The organism is Marinobacter daqiaonensis (assembly GCF_900115285.1).
Taxonomy (GTDB): Bacteria; Pseudomonadota; Gammaproteobacteria; order Pseudomonadales; family Oleiphilaceae; genus Marinobacter; species Marinobacter daqiaonensis.
In genome coordinates this window covers 93920-114700 of the sequence record NZ_FOYW01000002.1, presented here as the reverse complement: position 1 = coordinate 114700, position 20781 = coordinate 93920, and the positions used below count along the sequence as shown (strand labels likewise).

18 protein-coding genes and 1 tRNA gene are annotated in these 20781 nt (G+C 60.6%); 6 read left to right on the top strand and 13 right to left on the bottom strand.

What is annotated here, in order from left to right:
• Positions 1-235: 235 nt before the first annotated feature.
• Positions 236-1456 (top strand): methyl-accepting chemotaxis protein, encoded by a 1221-nt coding sequence (locus BM346_RS13255; protein ID WP_092014000.1) that lies wholly within the window; start codon positions 236-238, stop codon positions 1454-1456.
• A gap of 88 nt (positions 1457-1544) precedes the next feature.
• Positions 1545-4028, top strand: a complete 2484-nt coding sequence (locus tag BM346_RS13250) for an efflux RND transporter permease subunit (protein ID WP_092013997.1) — start codon at positions 1545-1547, stop codon at positions 4026-4028.
• An 89-nt stretch (positions 4029-4117) separates the two neighbouring features.
• Here BM346_RS13250 and BM346_RS13245 read toward each other — a convergent pair whose 3' ends face one another.
• The gene (locus BM346_RS13245) at positions 4118-4555 is read right to left on the bottom strand and encodes a Spy/CpxP family protein refolding chaperone (RefSeq protein WP_092013995.1); all 438 of its coding nucleotides are present in this window, start codon (positions 4553-4555) and stop codon (positions 4118-4120) included.
• Between the two features lie 223 nt (positions 4556-4778).
• On the opposite strand from BM346_RS13245, the gene ylqF reads away from it, so the two are divergent.
• The 3 genes from ylqF (at position 4779) to fnr (ending at position 8013) form a co-directional block, all read left to right on the top strand.
• Positions 4779-5699 (top strand): ribosome biogenesis GTPase YlqF, encoded by a 921-nt coding sequence (gene ylqF / locus BM346_RS13235; RefSeq protein ID WP_092013988.1) that lies wholly within the window; start codon positions 4779-4781, stop codon positions 5697-5699.
• Between the two features lie 167 nt (positions 5700-5866).
• On the top strand, positions 5867-7078 hold the full coding sequence (gene fabB, locus BM346_RS13230) for a beta-ketoacyl-ACP synthase I (RefSeq protein WP_092013986.1): 1212 nt from the start codon (positions 5867-5869) through the stop codon (positions 7076-7078).
• Between the two features lie 191 nt (positions 7079-7269).
• On the top strand, positions 7270-8013 hold the full coding sequence (fnr, locus tag BM346_RS13225) for a fumarate/nitrate reduction transcriptional regulator Fnr (protein ID WP_092013983.1): 744 nt from the start codon (positions 7270-7272) through the stop codon (positions 8011-8013).
• Here the strand turns inward: fnr and BM346_RS13220 are convergent.
• The 9 genes from BM346_RS13220 to rnr form a co-directional block, all read right to left on the bottom strand.
• Entirely contained in the window at positions 7960-8859 is a 900-nt protein-coding gene (locus tag BM346_RS13220; RefSeq protein ID WP_092013980.1) for an SDR family oxidoreductase, read from the bottom strand. The genes fnr and BM346_RS13220 overlap by 54 nt on opposite strands.
• Positions 8860-8884: 25 nt before the next feature.
• Entirely contained in the window at positions 8885-9964 is a 1080-nt protein-coding gene (gene alr, locus BM346_RS13215; protein ID WP_092013977.1) for an alanine racemase, read from the bottom strand.
• The gene (gene dnaB / locus BM346_RS13210; protein ID WP_092013974.1) at positions 9964-11361 is read right to left on the bottom strand and encodes a replicative DNA helicase; all 1398 of its coding nucleotides are present in this window, start codon (positions 11359-11361) and stop codon (positions 9964-9966) included. The genes alr and dnaB overlap by 1 nt, the downstream gene beginning before the upstream one ends.
• A gap of 164 nt (positions 11362-11525) precedes the next feature.
• Positions 11526-11972, bottom strand: coding sequence for a 50S ribosomal protein L9 (rplI, locus tag BM346_RS13205; protein ID WP_092013971.1), 447 nt, complete (start codon positions 11970-11972; stop codon positions 11526-11528).
• Positions 11973-11992: 20 nt separating this feature from the next.
• Positions 11993-12859 (bottom strand): hypothetical protein, encoded by an 867-nt coding sequence (locus BM346_RS13200; RefSeq protein WP_092013967.1) that lies wholly within the window; start codon positions 12857-12859, stop codon positions 11993-11995.
• Positions 12860-12879: 20 nt separating this feature from the next.
• Positions 12880-13110: a 30S ribosomal protein S18 gene (rpsR, locus tag BM346_RS13195; RefSeq protein WP_092013964.1), complete on the bottom strand. Its 231-nt coding sequence runs from the start codon at positions 13108-13110 to the stop codon at positions 12880-12882.
• 30 nt (positions 13111-13140) lie between these two features.
• A complete protein-coding gene (gene rpsF, locus BM346_RS13190; RefSeq protein ID WP_092013961.1) occupies positions 13141-13551 on the bottom strand; it encodes a 30S ribosomal protein S6 in 411 nt (136 codons plus the stop codon).
• Positions 13552-13764: 213 nt separating this feature from the next.
• Positions 13765-14505 carry a 23S rRNA (guanosine(2251)-2'-O)-methyltransferase RlmB gene (rlmB, locus tag BM346_RS13185; RefSeq protein WP_092013958.1) on the bottom strand — a complete coding sequence of 247 codons (741 nt, stop codon included), beginning with the start codon at positions 14503-14505 and terminating at the stop codon, positions 13765-13767.
• 12 nt (positions 14506-14517) lie between these two features.
• Positions 14518-17004 carry a ribonuclease R gene (gene rnr, locus BM346_RS13180; protein ID WP_092013955.1) on the bottom strand — a complete coding sequence of 829 codons (2487 nt, stop codon included), beginning with the start codon at positions 17002-17004 and terminating at the stop codon, positions 14518-14520.
• 429 nt (positions 17005-17433) lie between these two features.
• On the opposite strand from rnr, the gene BM346_RS13175 reads away from it, so the two are divergent.
• Positions 17434-17520 (top strand) — tRNA-Leu (locus BM346_RS13175).
• A 127-nt stretch (positions 17521-17647) separates the two neighbouring features.
• On the opposite strand, the gene BM346_RS13170 is transcribed toward BM346_RS13175, so the two are convergent.
• The 3 genes from BM346_RS13170 to mpl are packed head-to-tail and all read right to left on the bottom strand — an operon-like array spanning position 17648 to position 20562.
• Complete coding sequence (locus tag BM346_RS13170; protein WP_227663012.1) at positions 17648-18544, bottom strand: mechanosensitive ion channel domain-containing protein; 897 nt, start codon at positions 18542-18544, stop codon at positions 17648-17650.
• Positions 18537-19172 carry a flavin prenyltransferase UbiX gene (locus tag BM346_RS13165; protein ID WP_092013952.1) on the bottom strand — a complete coding sequence of 212 codons (636 nt, stop codon included), beginning with the start codon at positions 19170-19172 and terminating at the stop codon, positions 18537-18539. Before BM346_RS13165 ends, BM346_RS13170 begins: the two co-directional genes overlap by 8 nt.
• Complete coding sequence (gene mpl, locus BM346_RS13160; RefSeq protein WP_092013949.1) at positions 19162-20562, bottom strand: UDP-N-acetylmuramate:L-alanyl-gamma-D-glutamyl-meso-diaminopimelate ligase; 1401 nt, start codon at positions 20560-20562, stop codon at positions 19162-19164. The genes BM346_RS13165 and mpl overlap by 11 nt, the downstream gene beginning before the upstream one ends.
• Positions 20563-20781 lie beyond the last annotated feature (219 nt).

Here is a 20781-nt window from a genome sequence, read left to right as displayed (position 1 = left end):
CCTTCCTGGCGGTCGCTGTTCCCCCCCATAACGCTCTGCCGCTTCACCAGCCATTCAGATTTCCTGATCACGGCCGATATCCGGACTGTAAGACATTGTCAAAGGTCAGCCTGGAAATGATTCGGGGCAAGACTGGTTCCTCTCTTGCCTGCTATTTTTTTAGGCGCTGGCTCGCCGTAACAACTGCCCACGGTCCCCTGTCCGGCTGGGCAAACAACACAATAACAGGTCAAAGATGCTGAATTTGCTGAAAAATGCCCGACTAAAGTACAAGTTCTGGTTGCTTAACATCGTGGTCTTCGTTGTGATGTGCCTGCTGGTGCTCTACGCCATGCACAACGTCGCCACCCTGACAGAGCGACCGTTCATGGATGTTTTCGCCGACACAGCACCGGGTTATGCCGGCATCGTCGCCCTTTTAATGGCACTGGAAATGGCCGGTTCCCAATTGCTTATCTCTTTCATCGAGCGCCACGTCAACCGCCTGAAAAAAACCATGGTATCCGTTCAGATGTCGGGCAACCTCAGCGAGCGGGCGACGGTGGATTCCACCGATGAGATCGGGGAAATGGCGCAGGCCTTCAACGCCATGCAGGAGCGCACCGGGGCTGTGGTCAAAGGCATGCTGGAAGCCATCAGCCAGCTCCATGAAGAAGTCCGCGCCCTGACCAGCGCTGCCGAAAGCCGCCGCGACGAACTGCATCGGCAGCAACAGGGGGCCGACCGTTCCGCCCAGGTGGTGGAAGCCATGCTGCAAAGCTTCAGCGGAATCGCGGAACAGGCCGGTATCGCCAAAACCCTTTCCCATGAAGCCAACCGCGCAGCGGCGGACGGTAGCGGACGAGTGGCCCGGAGCGCGGAGTCCATCCAGAGCCTGGCTGGGGCGATCGAAAGCTCGGCGGAGTCGGTCCGCGCCCTCGCCAATAACAGCCAGGAAATCCGTCAGGCCGTCACTGAAATCAAGGGTATTGCCGAACAGACCAACCTGCTGGCCCTGAACGCCGCCATCGAGGCTGCCCGGGCCGGCGAGCAGGGTCGCGGTTTCGCCGTGGTGGCGGATGAAGTACGCAAGCTTGCCCAGCGGGTCCAGGACTCCACCGACCAGATCCAGGGTACAATTGACCGGCTGCTGCAGGCCATGGACGCCGCAGTCAACCAGATGACCGCGAGCTCCGAGAGCGCCACGGAGTGTGTGGACCAAGCGATGGAGGGGCGCCAGGCACTGGAGGATATCAAGGGCATGGTGGGGCGCATTGATCACACCAATGAGGAGATCGCCACCGTGTCCGCTGATCAGACCGCCGGTACCGACCGGGTGCTGGCCGATGTCCAGGGTATTCGTGAGACCACCGAGCAGATGGTGCGCGAACTGGTCGCCAGTGCTGAAATGAGCCAGCGGCTGAAACAGCTTATCGATTCCCTGGAGCAGGCATCCAGGCAGGTCACCGTCCGTTGACAGTCGGGATTTCCCGCTTCGCTCTCAAATCCTGACGTATTGTGGCAGACTTCACCTCTTTATCCAGCAAGTGGAGTCTGCCTTTACAATGAGTGTCCTGTCGAAATTCTACGATCGGCTTGTTTTTGGTCATCCCTGGCTGGTGCTGGCACTGTTTGCCGTTGTTCTGGTGGTGGCAAGCCTGAAACTCCACCAGTTCGAGCTGGACGCGTCGGCGGAGTCGCTGGTCCTGGAAAATGACACAGCCCTTGAGAATTACCGTACCGTCAACCAGCGCTTCGACGCCTCGGACGACTTCCTGGTGGTCACCTACAGACCGCCAGGGGAGCTGTTCACCCAGGAGGCGATCAGCACCCTGCGGTCCCTCAGGGACGAACTTGCCGCCCTGGAAGCCGTCGGCTCCACCAACAGCATCCTCAATGTTCCCCTGCTCCACAGCCCTGACCTGACACTGGATACGGTTGAGTCTGAGATCCTCACCCTGGATCAGAACGATGTTCCGCTGGAAACCGCCCGGCAGTCCCTGCTGTCCAATCCCCTGTACCCGAACCTACTGATCAGCGAGGATGCGGGCACTACCGCCATTCAGGTCAACCTGCCGACGCCAGAGAAGTATTTTGACCTGCTATCGCGCCGCAACGAACTGCGGGAGCGACAGCAGGCCGGAGAGCTGGACGAGAACGGCCGGCAAGAGCTGGAACAGGTGTCGGCGGAGTTTTCAGACCTGTCCGCCCGCGAGGAAGCGGAGCGGGCCGAGACCATTGCGACAGTGCGGGCCATTCTTGACGACTACCGGGACCGGGCGGAAATCCACCTCGGTGGCGTGCCGATGATCGCCGCGGACATGATCCGCTTCATCGAGAACGATCTTTCCACCTTCGGGGTCGGCGTGCTCATCTTCCTGCTGCTGACCCTGATTGTCATCTTCCGTCGCTGGCAGTGGGTTGTCGTTCCCCTGCTCTGCTGTGGTTTTACCGTCTGGCTGGTCGCTGGCTACCTGGGCTGGATGCAGTGGCCGGTGACGGTCATATCGTCCAATTTCGTTTCCCTTCTGCTGATCATGACCCTGTCCCTCACCATCCACCTGATCGTGCGTTACCGGGAATACCAGCAGTCGGATCCCGAGGCCTCCCAGCACCAGCATCTGAGGGATACGGTGACCGCCATGGTGAGGCCCTGTCTCTATATGGCCCTGACCACCATGGTTGCCTTTGGCTCCCTCACCTTCAGCGGCATCCGGCCGGTCATCGACTTTGGCTGGATGATGACCCTGGGCCTCGCCCTGGCGTTCCTGATCAGCTTCCTGGTGTTTCCGGTGTTGGTCCTGCTGCTGCCGGAGCCCGCGATGCGTCAGAGCGCCCCCGGAAAGCAACCGCTGACCGATGTGTTCGCGGGGATCACCGAACGCTTTGGCGGTACCGTGCTGACAGGGTCGCTGATTCTGGCGGTGCTGTGTGTGATGGGCATGGCCAAACTGTCCGTTGAGAACAGCTTCATCGATTACTTCAAGTCCGATACCGAGATCCATCAGGGCATGCTGGTGATCGACCAGAAGCTGGGCGGCACCATGCCCCTGGACATTGTGATCACCGATCTTCAGCGGCCCGAGGAAGGACAGGGGGATCCGTTTGCCAGCGACTGCGACCCCTTCGTGCAGGACTGCGAAGGGGGCGACCTTCGGGACACCTGGTTCACCTGGGAAAAGCTTGAACGTCTGGAGAAGGTGCACAATTACCTGGACGGCCTGTCTGAAACCGGCAAGGTGCTGTCTGTCACCACGACCCTGCGCCTGCTTGCCCAGGTCAACAACGACGAGCCCCTCGACGCGATGGAAGTGGCCTTCGTTCCAAAGATGCTGCCGGAGGATCTCCGCCCGATCCTGCTCACTCCCTACATTAACGAGGAGCACCACCAGGCCCGCATCGGCGTCAGGCTTATTGACTCGTTGCCCGGGCTGGACCGGAATGCCCTGCTTGATCAGATCCGCACTCACCTGACCGACGAACTCGATTTCAAGGATGAACAGGTGATGCTCACCGGGATGACAGTGATGTACAACAACATGCTGCAAAGCCTGTTCGATTCCCAGATCCGAACCCTGGGTGTGGTCTTCCTGGCCATCACCATCATGTTTCTGGTTCTGTTCCGCTCCCTGAAACTGGCCCTGATCGGCATCGCTCCCAACCTCCTGGCCGCCGGGTCGGTGCTGGGCCTGATGGGCTGGATGGGCATTCCGCTGGACATGATGACGATTACCGTCGCCTCTATCACCGTGGGCATCGCAGTGGACGACACAATCCATTACATTCATCGCTTCCGGGAAGAGTTCGGGCGCGACCGGGACTATTTTGCCACCATGCATCGCTGTCACCAGACCATTGGCCGGGCCATGACCTACACCACCCTGACCATCATGATCGGCTTTTCCATTCTGGTGCTGTCCAACTTCATTCCGACCATCTACTTTGGCCTGTTTACCGGCTTTGCCATGTTCATGGCCCTGATGGGTGCCCTGACGCTGTTGCCGCGCCTGATTCTGCTGGTAAAGCCGTTCGGGCCAGCGAGGGCCTGAACTCAAAGACAAAAAAAACCGCACCCGTCAGGAGTGCGGTTCTTTCGGATGCGGTCAAGCCGGGGAGAATGAAGCTTCCCCTGGCTTTTTTACTGCATCTGCTGCTGTTGCAGCTGGCGCTGCTGCATCTGCTGTTGCTGTTGCTGCATCTCACGCATGCGCTGCTCAAGCGTTTCGCGCTGCTCGTCCGTGAAAATGCTGTCAATACGGGCCTGCATGAGAGTGGACAGAGCCGTCATTTCGCCGGTGAGCTCGCCAAGACGCTCGGACTCTTCACGGATCACCCTCTCGCTGTAGTCAGGACCGATTTCTTCCTGCAGCCGCTGCTGGACCTCCGTGGCTTCGGCCTGCAGCTCCTGCAGCTCCGCCTGGGTTTCCTGAACGATGCCGCGAATTTCGGACTGCTGCTCGTCACTCAGGCCGACCATCTGGGCAATCTGCGAAACCTGATCCTGCTGCTGGGCACTGGCGAAACCAGCGAAGGAGATCGCAACCAGGGCGAAGGCAAATGTGCGGATAAAGTTCATGTATTTCTCCGTCTCGAAGTCTTTATTGGGTAGTGTTCCACATCACGTTTCGCCCACACTAAAGAAAACTTTCAGGGAATTCACCCCTCCACTGGCGCCATGAGCGACATACAGGGCCTCCGGCGCCGCTGCGGACCGCACCACAGGCGGTTTCCACAGGAATGTGAAAAATTCTTTATTCCCGGCCATAATGGCGCCCTGTTCAAGCCCAGGAGCACAACCAATGGCCATTAACTGGTTTCCCGGCCACATGCACAAGGCCCGCAAGGAGATCAAGCAGGTCATGCCGCAGATGGACCTCATTATTGAAGTTCTCGATGCGCGCATTCCCTTCAGCAGTGAAAACCCCATGGTACCAGCGCTACGGGGCGATACCCCGGTGATCAAGGTGCTCAACAAACGGGACCTGGCGGATCCTGCGCTCACTGGTGAGTGGCAGGCATGGCTTGAGCGGGAAAAAGGCATTCGCGCGGTAACCCTGACCCATAACCAGCGCCCGGAGGCGATGGACATTCTCAAGCTGGCCCAGAGCATGGTGCCAGCCACCATTCGCGAGACCCGGGCCCTGCGTATCATGATCCTGGGCATTCCCAATGTTGGCAAATCGACCCTTATCAACACCCTGGCCGGCCGGCCGGTGGCGAAGACGGGCAATGAGCCGGCGGTCACCCGGGCCCAGCAGGCCATCAAGCTGCCGGACAATATCCTGCTGTACGATACTCCCGGCTTCCTCTGGCCCAAGCTGTCCCCGGAAGCCTGCGGCTATCGCCTCGCTGTAACCGGGGCAATCCGGGCCGCCGTCATCGAGTACGAGGATGTGGCCCTGTTCGCGGCAGACTACCTTCTCGGAAACTACCCTGAGCGGGTCTGTGAACGCTACGGCCTGGCAGGACCACCGGTTGACGGGCTCGCCCTGATGGATGCGATCGCGGAAAAGCGCCGTTTCTTCGCCCGCGGCGGCGTACCCGACCTGCACAAGGTTGCCGAGGTGTTGCTGAATGAGCTGAGGGCCGGCATCCTGGGGCCCGTTACCCTCGAGACCCCTGCCATGGTGGAAAAGGAGCAGGCCGAAGAAGCCCTGCGCCTGGAGCGGGAAGCCGCCCGGAATGCCGACAGGAAGCAGACCCGCAAGGGCCGGAAATAGACTCGCGGCTCCGCAAGCGGACAGACATGACCAAGGTCAAATATTCATGGGCGCGAAAAAAGCTTACACTTCCGGCTATCTCACCAATCCGGCCCAGGGCCGGAAGAGCACGCTAACCCAGGGCCGGTGGTGAAAGGCTTTATCGGTCCAAAATCAAGGAGATCACTATGAGACGGGTTGTGGTAACCGGTATGGGCATCGTGTCCTGCCTTGGCAATTCCACGGATGAGGTGGCAGCGAACCTGAAATCCGGAAAATCCGGCATCCGGTTCAATGAGACCTATAAGGAACTCGGATTCCGCAGCCAGATTTGTGGTTCCGTTGATGTGGATACCTCGGTCATCGACCGCAAGATTCGCCGTTTCATGGGTGAGTCCGCCATGTATGCCTATCTTTCCATGGAGCAGGCCATTGCCGACGCCGGGCTGAGTGAGGAGCTCATTTCAAGTGACCGTACCGGCCTGATCGCCGGTTCCGGCGGCGCCTCATGCGCCAGCCAGGTGGAAGCGGTGGATATCATGCGGGAAAAGGGTGTCAAGCGCATCGGCGCCTTCATGGTGCCCCGCATCATGACCTCCACGGTATCCGCCTGCCTGGCAACTGCTTACAGGATCCGTGGCATCAACTACTCCATGTCTTCCGCCTGCGCCACCAGCGCACACTGTATTGGCCACGCCATGGAGCAGATCCAGAACGGCAAGCAGGACATTGTGTTCGCCGGCGGCGGAGAGGAAGAGGACTGGAGCCTGACCATGCTGTTCGACGCCATGGGGGCGCTGTCGTTCAAATATAACGACCGGCCCGAAGCGGCCTCCCGCCCCTTTGACAGTGGCCGTGACGGCTTCGTTATCGCTGGCGGTGGCGGTATGGTGGTGCTGGAGGAGCTGGAGCATGCCCGCAAGCGAGGCGCCCGCATCATCGCCGAGATCACCGGCTATGGCGCCACCTCCGACGGCCACGATATGGTGGCACCCTCCGGCGAAGGCGCCATGCGCTGCATGAAGCAGGCCATGGCCACGGTGAACGGCGACATCGACTACATCAACGCCCACGGCACCAGCACACCGGTTGGCGATATCGCTGAGATGAAGGCGGTCGAGAGCGTCTTCGGAGATGCCGTACCGGCAATCTCCTCCACCAAATCACTGACCGGTCATTCTCTGGGCGCCGCCGGTGTTCACGAAGCCATCTACTCCCTGCTTATGCTGGAGCGGGGATTCATCGCGGGTACCGCCAACCTAGAGAACCGCGACGAGAAGATCGCCGATCTTCCAATTGTGGGGCCGAAGTCCCGGGACGTGGACCTGACCACGGTAATGTCCAATAGCTTTGGCTTTGGCGGCACCAACGCCTCACTGGTCTTCAGCAAAGCGGACTGAACCGTCAGATCACGCCAGGCGCAGGAGGCGCCTGGCGTGGATTTCCCTGACAGCCATTGGCAAAGCAACGCCATCGTATTATTGTATCGATTGATATGAATCAAGAGGCCTGGCCCAGCCAGGCACTCTCTTCCGATAGCTGCGCTCCCCAGAGCGGCCTGCCGACAGGCATTACCCAGACAGGTCCTTATATGACTCAATCCATCAGCGTTCGCCAGCAGCCCGCCATTTCCAAGGCATCCTGCCAGCATTGCAGCCTGAGCAACCTGTGCCTGCCCCTGGCCCTGGACAACAGCGAGATGTCCAGGCTTGATGAAGTGGTCAACCGGGACCGCATCTTCAACCGCGGTGAGCAGGTGTTTGGCCAGAGCACGCCGTTCCGGTCCTGCTTTGCGGTGAAAAGTGGTGCAATCAAGACCTCGATGATTACCGAGTCAGGGGATGAACAGATTACCGGCTTCTTCATGCCCGGTGAGCTGGTGGGACTGGACAGTATGAGCGATGATCATCACGCTTCCACGGCAAAGGCCCTGGAGCGGACCAGTGTGTGCGAGATTCCGGTGGACCAGCTTGAGCAGCTGGTGCATGTGCTACCGGGCCTGCAGCACCATATGTTTCACCTGATGAGCCAGGAAATCCGCAACAGCCACCAGCTGTCCGTCCTGTTGAGCAAGAATACGGCAGAGGAGCGGATCGCCGCCCTGCTGCTGTCCCTGTCCAGCCGGTTCCGTCGCCGCAAGCTGTCACCGACTCATTTCAACCTGCCGATGGCCCGCAATGACATCGCCAATTTCCTCGGCCTGGCGGTTGAAACCGTGAGCCGGGTCTTCACCCGCTTCCAGAACCAAGGGCTGATCCGGGCCCGTGGCCGCGACATTGAACTACTCGACCTTGAGGCCCTTCAGGTCATGGCTCAGGGCACCAGCCAGCCCTGACAGGGCAAACTCATCACTGAGGGCGGTCCGCCAGGGCATCTGCTTGACCCCGAAGGTGTTGCGGATCTTGAGGCATCCGAGTGTGGCGTTTTCCGGCTCTACATCCCCCTTGGCCGGTGCCTCGTCCACGACCCGGATGCTGCGCTCGTGTTTGTCGCCATCCAGCTCCGGAAGTTCCGCAATGGCCAGCGCCAGATCATACTGGTTGATTTCCTCGGCACCGGCGTATTGATAGGTACCCCAGACTTCCGCTCCGCAGTCCAGCTGCATCAACATGGCACTCAGCACCCGGGCCAGGTCACCGGCCGCCACGGGCTGGCCAAGATAACGGCTGGACATCCGTAGAGGCTCCCCCTTGCGGCCGGATTCGTACACCTTGCGAATAAAACGTTGCAGTCCCCAGCCGGTTCTCAGGAGGATGTGGCGGGGCAGCACCGTTCGCATTACCTGCTCGCACTCCCACTGCCAGATACCCAGCTGGCCGATCGGATGCCCCGGATTCGAACAGAGATAGGCACTCTGCTTGCGTCCGTCGAAGACGTAGGAGGTGGAAAGCTGCACCATGATCATATCGTTGGTGGCGGCGAATTCCGCCATGGCCATGGGCAGGGTGAACGCCTTCAGACGGGTCTGTTCCGGATCAGCTTCGGCGGGCTCGGGGTCGGTCAACCACATGGCATTGACGATCACGTCGGTATCAGCGGGAATCCACTGCCCCACTTTCGACATCTCGACATGGGCCGGATCACTGATCAGCAGCGGTGTCACCACCAGAGGGGTGCGATTGAGGCGATTCAGCAGCAGCCGTCCCAATACACCGTTGTCATGTACAACCAGAACGTTCACAGAAAAACTCTCTTTGCCCTCAGGCTCATGATTGGGGCCGGACGAGGCGCGGAACCCTGCCGGTCACCCCGGTAAGCAATTCATAACTGATCGTACCTGCCCGGGCGGCCACTTCGTCAATACCAATGTGCGGCCCCCATAATTCCACCGGATCACCCGCAGCGGCCCCGGGAATCTCGGTCAGGTCCACCGCCAGCATGTCCATGGATACGCGCCCAATGAGTGGAACCCGTGTGCCCCGCACCCGGACAGGCGTCCCATTACCGGCGTGGCGGGGGTAGCCGTCGCCGTAGCCGATACACACCATTCCCATGACGGTAGGTGACGTGGCCCGCCACGCCTCTCCGTAGCCCACCGCTTCTCCCACGGCCAGCTCCCGCACCGCTATCAGGCGCGACTCCAGGGTCATCACCGGTTTCAGGCCCAGATCAGGTCCCTGCGTCCCGAGCAGGGGGGACGATCCATAAAGCATGATCCCAGGCCGGCTCCATTCAAACATGGGCTGGCCGTCACGGAAGTGGGCCGACGAGTTGGCGACACTGAGGCTCAGGCCTTCGATTCCGGAGGTCGCCGCCTCAAAGCGGCGGGTCTGCTCGAGCGTGCGCTCACTGGCCGGGTCATCAGCACAGGCGAAATGGGTCATGGCGCCCGTCACCCGGATTCCGAGCCGCCGCAGGTGCATGGCATGGGCGGCTATGTCGGCGGGCGCAAAACCTAACCGGTTCATGCCTGAGTTCACCTTCAGCCAGACTTCCGGGCGCGCCGGCGACGACTCCAGCCAGGGTAACTGGTGCTGGTCGTGCACCGCCACGATGAACCCCTCGGCCTCACACAGCTTCAGGTCTTCCGCCTCGTGCACGCCCTCCATAAGCAGAACGGGGTGACTCAGGCCGGACTCTCGCAGGGCTACGGCCTCCTCCAGGCAGGCCACGGCATAGCGCTCGGTGAGATCCGCCAGGGCACCGGCAACCCGGGCCAGGCCATGGCCGTAGCCATCCGCCTTCACTACCGCCATCGCCCTGGCGGAACCCGCCAGTTCACTCGCCCGGCGGTAATTGTGTCTCAGGTTTTCCAGGTCAATGCGGGCAACGGTGTGACGCGGCATCAGTAATCACCACCGTAGTCACCGTGGGCCAGGTCCTCGAATTTGGTGTATTTACCGATAAAGGCAAGCCTGACGGTGCCGATGGGACCGTTCCGCTGCTTGCCGATGATGATCTCGGCAATGCCCTTGTCCTGGGTATCCTCGTTGTAGACCTCATCCCGGTAGACGAACATGATGACGTCGGCGTCCTGCTCAATAGCACCGGACTCCCGCAGGTCCGAGTTAACGGGACGCTTGTTGGGGCGCTGCTCGAGACTCCGGTTGAGCTGTGACAGGGCCACAACCGGGCAGCTCAGCTCCTTTGCGAGACCCTTCAGGGAGCGGGAAATCTCGGAAATCTCCGCCGTCCGACCTTCGGTATTACCCGGTACCCGCATCAACTGCAGGTAATCCACCATGATCAGACCAATCCTGCCGTTGTTCTCCCGGGCGATACGACGGGCTCGGGAGCGCATCTCGGTGGGGCTCAGGCCCGGGGTGTCATCTATGTACAGGGGCTTGTCCTTGAGCAGGCTGACGGCGGAGGTCAGGCGGGGCCAGTCATCCTCTTCCAGTTTGCCGCTGCGCATCCGGGTCTGGTCGATACGGCCCAGGGAGGACAGCATGCGCATGACGATGGCGTCCGCAGGCATTTCCATGCTGAACACCAGGATCGGCTGGCCGGTGGACAGCAGCGCGTTCTCGACGATATTCATGGCGAAGGTGGTCTTACCCATGGAGGGCCGGCCCGCAACGATTACCAGGTCGGATGGCTGCATGCCCGAGGTCCATTCGTCCAGATCAGAGAAGCCGGTGGTCAGTCCCGTGACCTTCTCACCGGACTCGAACAGCTCTTCGATTCGAGTCAGGGCCTGGGTCAGGATTGGGTTGATGGGCTTTGGACCCGAGCCTTCCTTGGTACGGGACTCGGCGATGCGGAACACGTTGCGCTCCGCTTCATCCAGCAGATCGGAACTGGTCCGTCCCTGGGGATTGAAGGCGGAATCGACAATACCGCCGGAGACCTCTATCAACTGGCGCAGGATGGAGCGTTCCGCCACGATCTGGGCATAGGCCCGGATGTTGGCGGCACTGGGCGTCTTTTCCGCAAGCTCCGCCAGGTAGGAGAGGCCACCGGCGTCCTCGATATCGCCCGCCCGCTCCAGGTACTCCGCCAGGGTCACCACGTCCAGAGGTTCGCTTTCCGAGGCCAGTCTTTCCACCGCCCCGTAGATCAGGCGATGGTCCTGGCGGTAGAAGTCCACCGCCGTGATCACTTCCGACACTTCATCAAAACGCCGGTTATCCAGCATCAGCCCGCCCAGCACCGCCTGCTCCGCCTCGACGGAATGCGGTGGAATCTTGACTCGGGAGGTTTCCAGGTCGGTGCTGGTTGCCTTGAAACTGCTGGTGGCCATGAATACTCTCGGGTGAAAACAGATAAAGGACGTGGCGTTCAGAAACCAAGGATACCAGAAACACACAGGCCCGGAAGCTGCCTGAGCAGTCCGGGCCCGTGAAATTGAGAACCTGGCGGAAGTGTTCCCGCCAGGGCCTCTACGGCACCATGATCATCGTCAGGTCAGTCAGCAACAACGACCAGCTTGACGTTGACGGTGACATCGGAGTGCAGCTGAAGCTCGATGTCGTACTCGCCAGTCGCCCGAATCGGGCCTTCCGGCAGACGCACTTCGCTTTTCTCCACTTCGGTACCGCTGGCGGTGATGGCGTCAGCGATGTCGCGAACTCCGATCGAACCAAACAGCTTGCCTTCGTCACCAGCCTTGGAGCTGATGGTGAAGGACTGGCCTTCCAGAGCTTCGGCGCGTGCCTGAGCAGTGGCCAGCTTCTCGGAAGCGGCCTTTTCAAGCTCTGCACGACGCTCTTCGAACGCCTTCAGGTTTTCTTGGGTCGCTGCGACCGCCTTGCCATACGGCAGCAGGAAGTTACGGCCGTAACCGGCCTTAACCTTGACCTTGTCACCCAGGGAACCCAGGTTTGCAACTTTTTCGAGCAGAATAACTTCCATCTCGTTAACCTCTTCGTGCTTTATTCAGCCGGCCCGGAACGCTTGATTCGCCCCCGGATATCCAGCCAGCTATCCACAAATGCCAACAGCAACAACAACACACTGATCGTCCAACCCATCACGGCCAGGGCCACATAGAACATCACCAGCCAGAAGGAGCCTCCGGACTTCAGGGCCACCGTCCCATGCACCAGGGCAATGGCGGCCACCAGAAGCGGCAGACCCGCCACCCAGGCAACCAGCAGCGGGTTCAGCCCGGTGACCGGCGCCACTATCATGGCAATGCCACACAGGGCCGATGCCCACCGGGACAGACGGAAGTTGTGAAACTCCTGCCTGAACCCGCCCGGGTTGTACAACCCGGCCTGCCAGTAGCGCGCCAGAACGGTCGAGCCTATGGCGACAGCCAGATAGGTTCCCGCCAGACTGGCGTTGATGGTGTTCCTGATAACCTCATTCAGCCGGTCACCCAGCTCGGAGGCCACCTCCGGATACACCTGCTGGTAGAACGACACCCCGGTCTCCGCCAACTGATCCAGTTTTCCGGCAAACACCGCCGGCAGTATGAATCCTGTCACCAGAGCCAGAACGCTACCCGACAGCAGGGTGCGCTCCCAGGAAGCCGTACTCCTCAGGACCGCGGCCATCAGCGCCGTCATCAGAAGTACCGACAGTGCCGTCGGATCACTTCCGTACCAGCTCCAGCCGAGGGCTGGCAGCAGTGCCCAGAGGCCAACGTTCAGCCCCTGCGAGACACCAAGCCGGAGAATCACCAGGCCCACAACCGCAGCACCGATCCAGAACAGGAAAGGCACGGCGGTAGTAACGGCAGCAACCGCTCCCGCCTGAAGGGGCCCCCGCATCACGAATTGTGACAGTGCACGCATGGCCCCGGGTCCTGACGATCTTAGTGGTCGTGGCTGTCCGTGTACGGCAGCAGAGCCAGGTAGCGAGCGCGCTTGATGGCACTCGACAGCTGACGCTGGTAACGGGCCTTGGTGCCGGTGATACGGCTGGGCACGATCTTGCCGGTTTCGGTGATGTAACCTTTCAGGGTGTCCAGATCCTTGTAATCGATCTCCTTGACACCCTCTGCCGTGAAGCGGCAGAACTTACGACGTCTGAAAAAACGAGCCATTGCTTAACTCCTCAACTCCGGATGTGGTGATTACTCTTCTTCGTCCTGGGACTTCTCCGGACGACGCTCACTGCTTTCAGTGGTGCGACGCGGACGGTCGTCGGAGCGACGGTCTTCCCGGGACTCAGCAGCCTTCATCGGAGACATTTCTGTATCCGGGCCGTCACGACGGATCACCAGATCACGGATGATGGCATCGTTGAAGCGGAAGTTGTGAGCCAGCTCGTCAAGGGCGGCCTGTGAACATTCAACGTTCATCAGGACGTAATGAGCTTTGTGGATCTTGTTGATCGGATAGGCAAGGTGACGACGCCCCCAATCCTCAAGACGGTGAATCTGGCCGCCGTCATCAGTGATGAGGCCGGTGTAACGCTCGATCATGGCGGGCACCTGCTCGCTCTGATCGGGGTGCACCATGAACACGATTTCGTAGTGACGCATGTTTTCTCCCTACGGTTTGAACAGCCTCCAGCAACATAAACACCTGTTGCAAGAAGCAAGGAGTTGGCAGCAGAGCCGCCGGTTTTTCAGGTTTTTGTGTGAAAAATCAGACGATAGGACAGAGATTTCAGACAATATAACCCCACCCCTTGGAAAAGGGGTGACGCATTTTAGGCCCACTCGGTGCGCTATGCAAGCCCCGGCGGGCCGGCATCAGGACTGTTGGCGCTGGCGAACCGCCTCGTAGAGGCAGACACCGGTCGCCACGGAAACATTCAGACTGTCCACCAGCCCCTGCATGGGAATCTTCACCAGCAGATCGCAATGTTCCCGGGTCAGCCGGCGCAGCCCCTTGCCTTCAGCCCCCATAACGAGCCCGACAGGCCCGCTGAAGTCGGCCTGATACAGCGTTCCCCCGGCCTCTCCCGCGGTTCCGATCAGCCACACCCCATGCTCCTGCAGTGAGCGCAGGCAACGGGCGAGGTTGGTAACCCGTACGAACGGGACCGTCTCGGCGGCGCCACAGGCCACTTTACGGGCCGTGGGGTTCAGGGTGGCGGACTTGTCCTTCGGTACAATAACAGCGGCAACGCCGGCGGCATCCGCCGTGCGCATACAGGCTCCCAGATTATGAGGATCGGTGACACCGTCCAGAATCAGAAGCAATGGCGGCTCCGAACGCCCTGCCAGCATCGTGAAAAGATCGTCCTCGGTCCATTCGCGACTCTCCTCCACCTGAGCTACCACGCCCTGGTGGGCGCCCGCCACGCGTTCGTCCAGCTCCCTGCGATGGACCACCTGCCAGGTAACGCCCAACCGGTCGAGGGTTTCGGTCACCTGCTTTACACGGCGATCCTGCCGCCCCTGCTGAATCCAGACCTGCCGCAGGCGATCCGGCTCTTTTTTCAGGACCGCCTCAACGGCGTGCCAGCCAAAGACAAATTCTTCTGCCACCTTGATCTTCCTTTACTGGCTGGCGCCGGGTTTCTTTCTGCCACCGGATCTGCGACCGCCGCCCTTTCCGCCAGAGGACGATTTGCCGGATGCCTTTTTGGAGGCCTCCCGGGCGGCTTCGGAGGCGAGCTTGTCCTTGGCTGAGGACTTGCCCGAGCGGGAACGGGACCGCGCTGGTTTGCTATCACCCGCTGCCTTCTGCCCGGCGGCCTTCTCAGGACTCTTGCCACCACCCCGGCCACCCTTGCCGGCGCCGGAACGGCGACTGGGCTCACTCACCAGCTCGAGATCGATCTTGCGATCATCCAGGTCCACACGAACCACCTGGACCCGCACTTCATCGCCCAGCCGGAAACTCACCGAGGTACGCTCCCCGACCAGCCGATGCTTGGCGGCGTCGTGGTGGTAGTAATCGCCACTGAGGGTGGAGATGTGCACCAGCCCCTCGATATAGATACCCTCCAGCTCCACAAAGAAGCCGAAGGGCACCACGGCCGCGATCACACCGCTGTATTCCTCACCCACATGGTCCCGCAGAAATTCGCACTTGAGCCATGCCATCACATCACGGGTGGCATCGTCGGCACGCCGCTCAGTCATGGAACAGTGCTCACCCAGCCGGACCATGCTGTCGTAATCGTAAGGGTATTCCGCCAATTGCGGATCCCGCTGCTCAGGCTGGACCGCATCCTTGGCGGGTTCCTGGCGGTGAATGATGGACTTGACGGCCCGGTGAACAATCAGATCCGGATAACGTCGGATCGGCGACGTGAAGTGGGTGTAACTGGAGTAGCCAAGACCGAAGTGGCCGCTCTCCTCCGGACTGTAGACCGCCTGGCTCAGGGACCGCAGCATGACCATCTGGATCACATTCGCGTCCGGCCGGTCCTGAATCCTCTGCAGCAGATCCTGATAGTCCGCGGAAGTGGGCTTGTCGCCGCCTCCAAGCTCGAGTCCGAGCTCGCCAAGGAACAGGCGCACCGCCTGCAACCGCTCTTCCGAGGGCCCTTCGTGGACCCGATACAGGGCCGGCACCTTGTACTTCTTGAGGAAGCGGGCAGTAGCCACGTTGGCGCACAGCATGCACTCTTCGACAATCTTGTGGGCGTCGTTGCGCTGGACCGGCACGATCTCCTCGATCTTGCGGTTGGCATCGAAGATCACCCGGGTTTCCGTGGTCTCGAAGTCGATGGCGCCGCGTTCGGTGCGGGCCTTGCGCAACACCTTGTAGAGATCATACAGATCATGGAGCTGGGGCAGGATGTCGGAATACAGCTGGCACAGGCTGATGCCCATATCGCTGTCCGGATGCTCCAGCATCTGACTCACCTTGGTGTAGGTGAGTCGGGCATGGCTATGCATCACCGCCTGGTAAAAGCTATAGCTGCTGATGCGGCCGGCGGCGCTGACGCTGACATCCGCCACCATGCACAGACGGTCGACCCCGGGGTTCAGGGAACACAGACCGTTGGACAGCTTTTCCGGCAACATGGGTACGACGTGATCGGGGAAGTACACGGAGTTGCCGCGATTGATGGCCTCCTCGTCCAGCGGCGTATTGGGGCGAACGTAATGGGACACGTCCGCGATGGCCACCAGCAGGCGATAACCGCCACGGGGACGACGCTCGCAATAGATGGCGTCATCAAAGTCCCGGGCGGTTTCATCGTCGATGGTCACCAGAGGCAGGTCACGGATGTCCACGCGATTGGCCTTGTCCGCCTCCCTCACCTCTTCAGGGATGGCAGCGGCCTGCTGGCCAACCTCTTCCGGCCAGGTGTGGGGGATATCATAGGAACGGATGGCCACATCGATTTCCATGCCCGGAGCCATGTGTTCACCAAGCACCTCGACGACCTTGCCGGTTGGCTTGGCACGCTGGGATGGGTAGCGCACGATGTCCACCACCACGTATTGACCGTGCCGTGCCTTGCCGCAGTCTTCCTCGGCAATCATGATTTCATTGTTGATGCGGGGATTTTCCGGAACAACGAAGGAGATGCCGTCTTCACGGAACAGGCGGCCCACCGTCTGGGTCGTCCTGCGCTCCAGTATCTCGACGATCTTGCCTTCCCGGCGGCCGCGGTCATCGACGCTGTCCACCCGTGCCGCCACCCGGTCGCCATGGAACACCTGGCGCATTTCCCGGGCGCTCAGGAAAAGGTCCGAGCCGCCGTCGTCCGGCATAAGGAAACCGAAACCGTCCTTGTGACCGGAGACCCTTCCGGTGACCAGATCGGCCTCATCGATAGGGAGGTAACGACCCTTGCGGTTGCAGATCAGCTGGCCGTCGCGGCACATGGCAATAAGCCGCCGGCGCAGGGCCTCGATGCCTTCCTCGCTGGTCTGGCCCAGCTCCTCGCACAGGGTTTCGTGAGTGGCAGGCGCTCCCCGTTTGCGGAGATGCTCGAGAATGAACTCCCGGCTCTGTATCGGGTTGTCGTATTTCTGGGCTTCGCGATCCGCATGGGGATCCTGGGTGTTTTTTCGGGACACTATACTTACTCTCTTCTTCTGTTAAGCCGACTTTCAGCCGGCATGCCAGACCCATGCGCCCAACGTTCACTGCCCGGTTAATTCGACAGGACTCTGTCGGAGAACCCTGTCGAATTACCCGGACCAGCGGCGGTTTACAGACGGGGCCCGGAATGAATGTACCGGGGAGTATAACGCCCTACTCCCTTACCTACCTAATGAAGGGCCCCAAATCCCATTAAGGGATGATGCTTATAATTGCATTTGAAGTGCTTCCCAGGGGCTCAGTTCCAGGCTGCAAAAAACCTTCCGGGCAGCCTGAAAAAATGTTTGACAGCCCCCGGACGAATCATTAAAGTACGCGCCATCGGTTGAGGGACAACTCTCAGCGATCAGCGACAGACTTGAATTCAACATAGGATTCAGTAAGATAGTACTTGTCGCGAATCACCTGCCGAGGTGGTGAAATTGGTAGACACGCTAGCTTCAGGTGCTAGTGGGGGCAACCCCGTGGAGGTTCAAGTCCTCTCCTCGGCACCATTTCCTTCCCCAGGAAATGGCATTAAATGAATCCCTTGATTGTCAAATCCGTAAATTACTGACCCGGAGTAAGATCCTTGTCAGTTATCGTCCGTTCATGTGGCTTCGGATCATGCCTGTCTCCCTGTTATTCCGTATCCACAGGCGCCGCCGGCTCCTCCTCACCTGTCGACCCACCCTTTACCGAAAATTCGTGCTTGCCAAAGGTTTCAGACAGGATCGCCTGCTCAATCGCGCTGCGCTCGGAGGGACGGCAGGGATAGCGAACCACCAGATGGATCTCGCCGGCCACCGGCACCTGGATGCTGACTCGCGGATCCACCAGAGGAACGTCAAGCCCGCGCCGGTCGCCCAGCCGTCGCATGTGTCGCCGGGCGGTCTCCAGGAAGGGTTCGCACTGGGCCTGCGCGTTCTCCAGAAGAATCTCCTGGGCCAGCTGCCATTTGTCTTCCCGCTTGAAAGGCACGGTGAACACATGCAGCACGTAGTCCTCGGTAAAGCTCTCGTTGATTACCGGTTCCGACACAAACAGTGAGTTGGGGATCACGGTCGCACGGCCTGTCCGCTGGTGGGTGAGCTTGCCCGGCCCCACCTCGAGAATGGTGGTGGCGAGCAGATTCTGGTCGATCACATCGCCACGGAAGTCCTTCACCTGAATGCGATCGCCAATGTTGAAGGAACGGGCCCCCCCCTTGACCAGCGAGCCCATGAAACAAAGGATCAGTTCCTTGGTGGCCACCACGAAGGCCACTGCGATGGCCACGATGGATAGGGCGAGGGTACGCAGCTCCTGCCCCCAGATCAGCACCAGGCCCAGAAGGAGCACCAGGATCAGGCCATTTCGGCTCTGCACCAGCCACCTGCGCCGCAACTCGGCGACCTGAATGTTGGAGCGGATCAGCTTGGCAAGAATGGCCCGCAACACCAGCACGATAACAATCAGCACCAGGGTGCTTGCCAGCAGGCGCAGCATCGGCATGGAAACATTCATCTGCTGTATCGCAGCGGCCACCTGCTCAAACACGGTTATCGCCCTCTCCCCAGCGTGGCACCATGTTCTGCTCCAGACCCAGATGATCCAGCAGGCGGGCCACTATGAAATCCACCAGATCGTCGATCGATTCAGGCCGATGATAGAACCCCGGGCTGGCGGGTATTATTAGCGCCCCCATGCGGGTCAGCTTCAGCATGTTTTCCAGGTGTACTTCGGAATAAGGGGCTTCCCGGGGTACCAGAATCAGTTGCCGACGCTCTTTCAGGGCCACGTCGCCGGCACGCTCGATAAGGTTGTTGCTGGCGCCTGTGGCAAGAGCGGACAGGGTACCGGTACTGCAGGGGCAGATGACCAGCGGCGATTTCTCCCCAGAGCCGGACGCCGGCGGGGCGAACCAGTCTTCCTTTCCGAACACCCGTATCTGCCCTTCCTTCGCACCAGTGTAGTCATTGAGGACCTGCAGAGCCGCACCGGTGGCGCCGGGCAGCCTGAGGTCAGTCTCGGTGGCGATCACCACCTGGGCGGCACGACTCACCATGACATTGACCCGACAGCCCGCTGCCACCAGGCATTGCAGCAGGCGGAGCCCGTACTGGGCACCGGAGGCTCCGGTAAAGGCCAGGTTAATGGTGCGGTCAGCGGTTGAGTCAGCGGCCATGGCCGGTATTCTCCTGCAGACGGGCGATGAGGCGCTGATGGATACCACCGAACCCCCCATTGCTCATGATCACCACATGACAGGGCTCGGACATCTCGCCCAGGGCGCGCTCCAGCAGGCCATCAATTGTCACGTCCATCTGGTGGCGCTCCGGATCATCGCCAGTCGCGCGGTACTCCCTCATCAGTTCGGTGAGCCAGGCGGCCTTCGCGGTATTGGCCCAGATCACCCGGTCCGCCATGGCCGCGCTGGCCAGAAGCCGCTCCCGGTGCACGCCCTGCTGCATGGTATTGGAGCGTGGCTCGATCAGGGCCACGATCAGCTCGTCCCCCACCTGGTTCCTCAACCCTTCCAGGGTGGTGGCAATGGCCGTGGGATGGTGGGCGAAGTCATCGTAGACCCGTATGCCTCCCACATCGGCCAGCAGCTCCATCCGACGCTTGACACCGGAAAACCGGCTTAGGGCCGACACGGCGTGATCCGGCGTCACCCCCACATGGCGGGCCGCCGCGATGGCGGCGAGGGCATTACGCACATTGTGTTGCCCTGTCATCTCCCAGGAAACCGTGGCCACAGGCTGCTCATGGTGAATAACCATAAACCGCGAGCCGTCATCCCGCAGCGGTTCCGCCCGCCAGTTCGGGGCATCGGCCTCGCTGCCGACCGCCAGGGTCTGGACCGGACTCCAGCAACCCATATCCAGGGCCCTGTCCAGATGGATGTCCCTGGCGGGTCGGATGATCATACCGGTGGCCGGGACCGTTCTCACCAGATGGTGGAACTGGCGCTCGATCGCCTCCACGCTGTCAAAGATATCGGCGTGGTCGAATTCCAGGTTGTTCAGGATGCAGGTGTGGGGCCGGTAATGGACAAACTTTGAGCGCTTGTCAAAGAAAGCACTGTCGTACTCGTCGGCCTCAATCACGAAGAAGTCGCTGGTACCGAGGCGTGCCGATACCGGGAAATCCTGAGGAACGCCGCCCACCAGGTAACCCGGATCAAAGCCCGCCTGATCAAGGATCCACAGCAGCATGGAGGTGGTCGTGGTCTTGCCATGGGTGCCGGCCACCGCCAGTACCCAGCGTTTGCGGAGAACCTCCCGGGCCAGCCATTCCGGGCCAGACATATAGTCGATGTTACGGTTGAGGACGGCTTCCACTTCCGGATTGCCCCGGGACATGGCATTACCGATCAGCACCAGATCCGGTGTGGGCCTGAGGTTACCCGGGGCAAAGCCCTCCGTCAGCTCGATGCCCTGGGATTCCAGCTGGGTGCTCATCGGTGGGTATACGCCCTGATCAGAGCCAGTCACCCTGTGACCCAGCTCCCTCGCCAACACCGCCAGGCTTCCCATGAAGGTGCCGCAGATTCCCAGGATATGGATGTGCATAACGTTGCCGATTTCCTCAATGTTGATACCGCAGGTGGGCCGCCGGAGCCCCCCGCCGGTGCGCGGACGTCGCCATGAGCCGGAGGCTCACAAGACTCCCGCATACCGGCGCGGTCGTCAAGCCGGTGGCCATGAAAACTATGGCGGATTCACGTATCATTCGCCCCCAGTGAAACGTACGGCGATGATCGCCCATTGTCGGGACGTGAGCCCAGAACC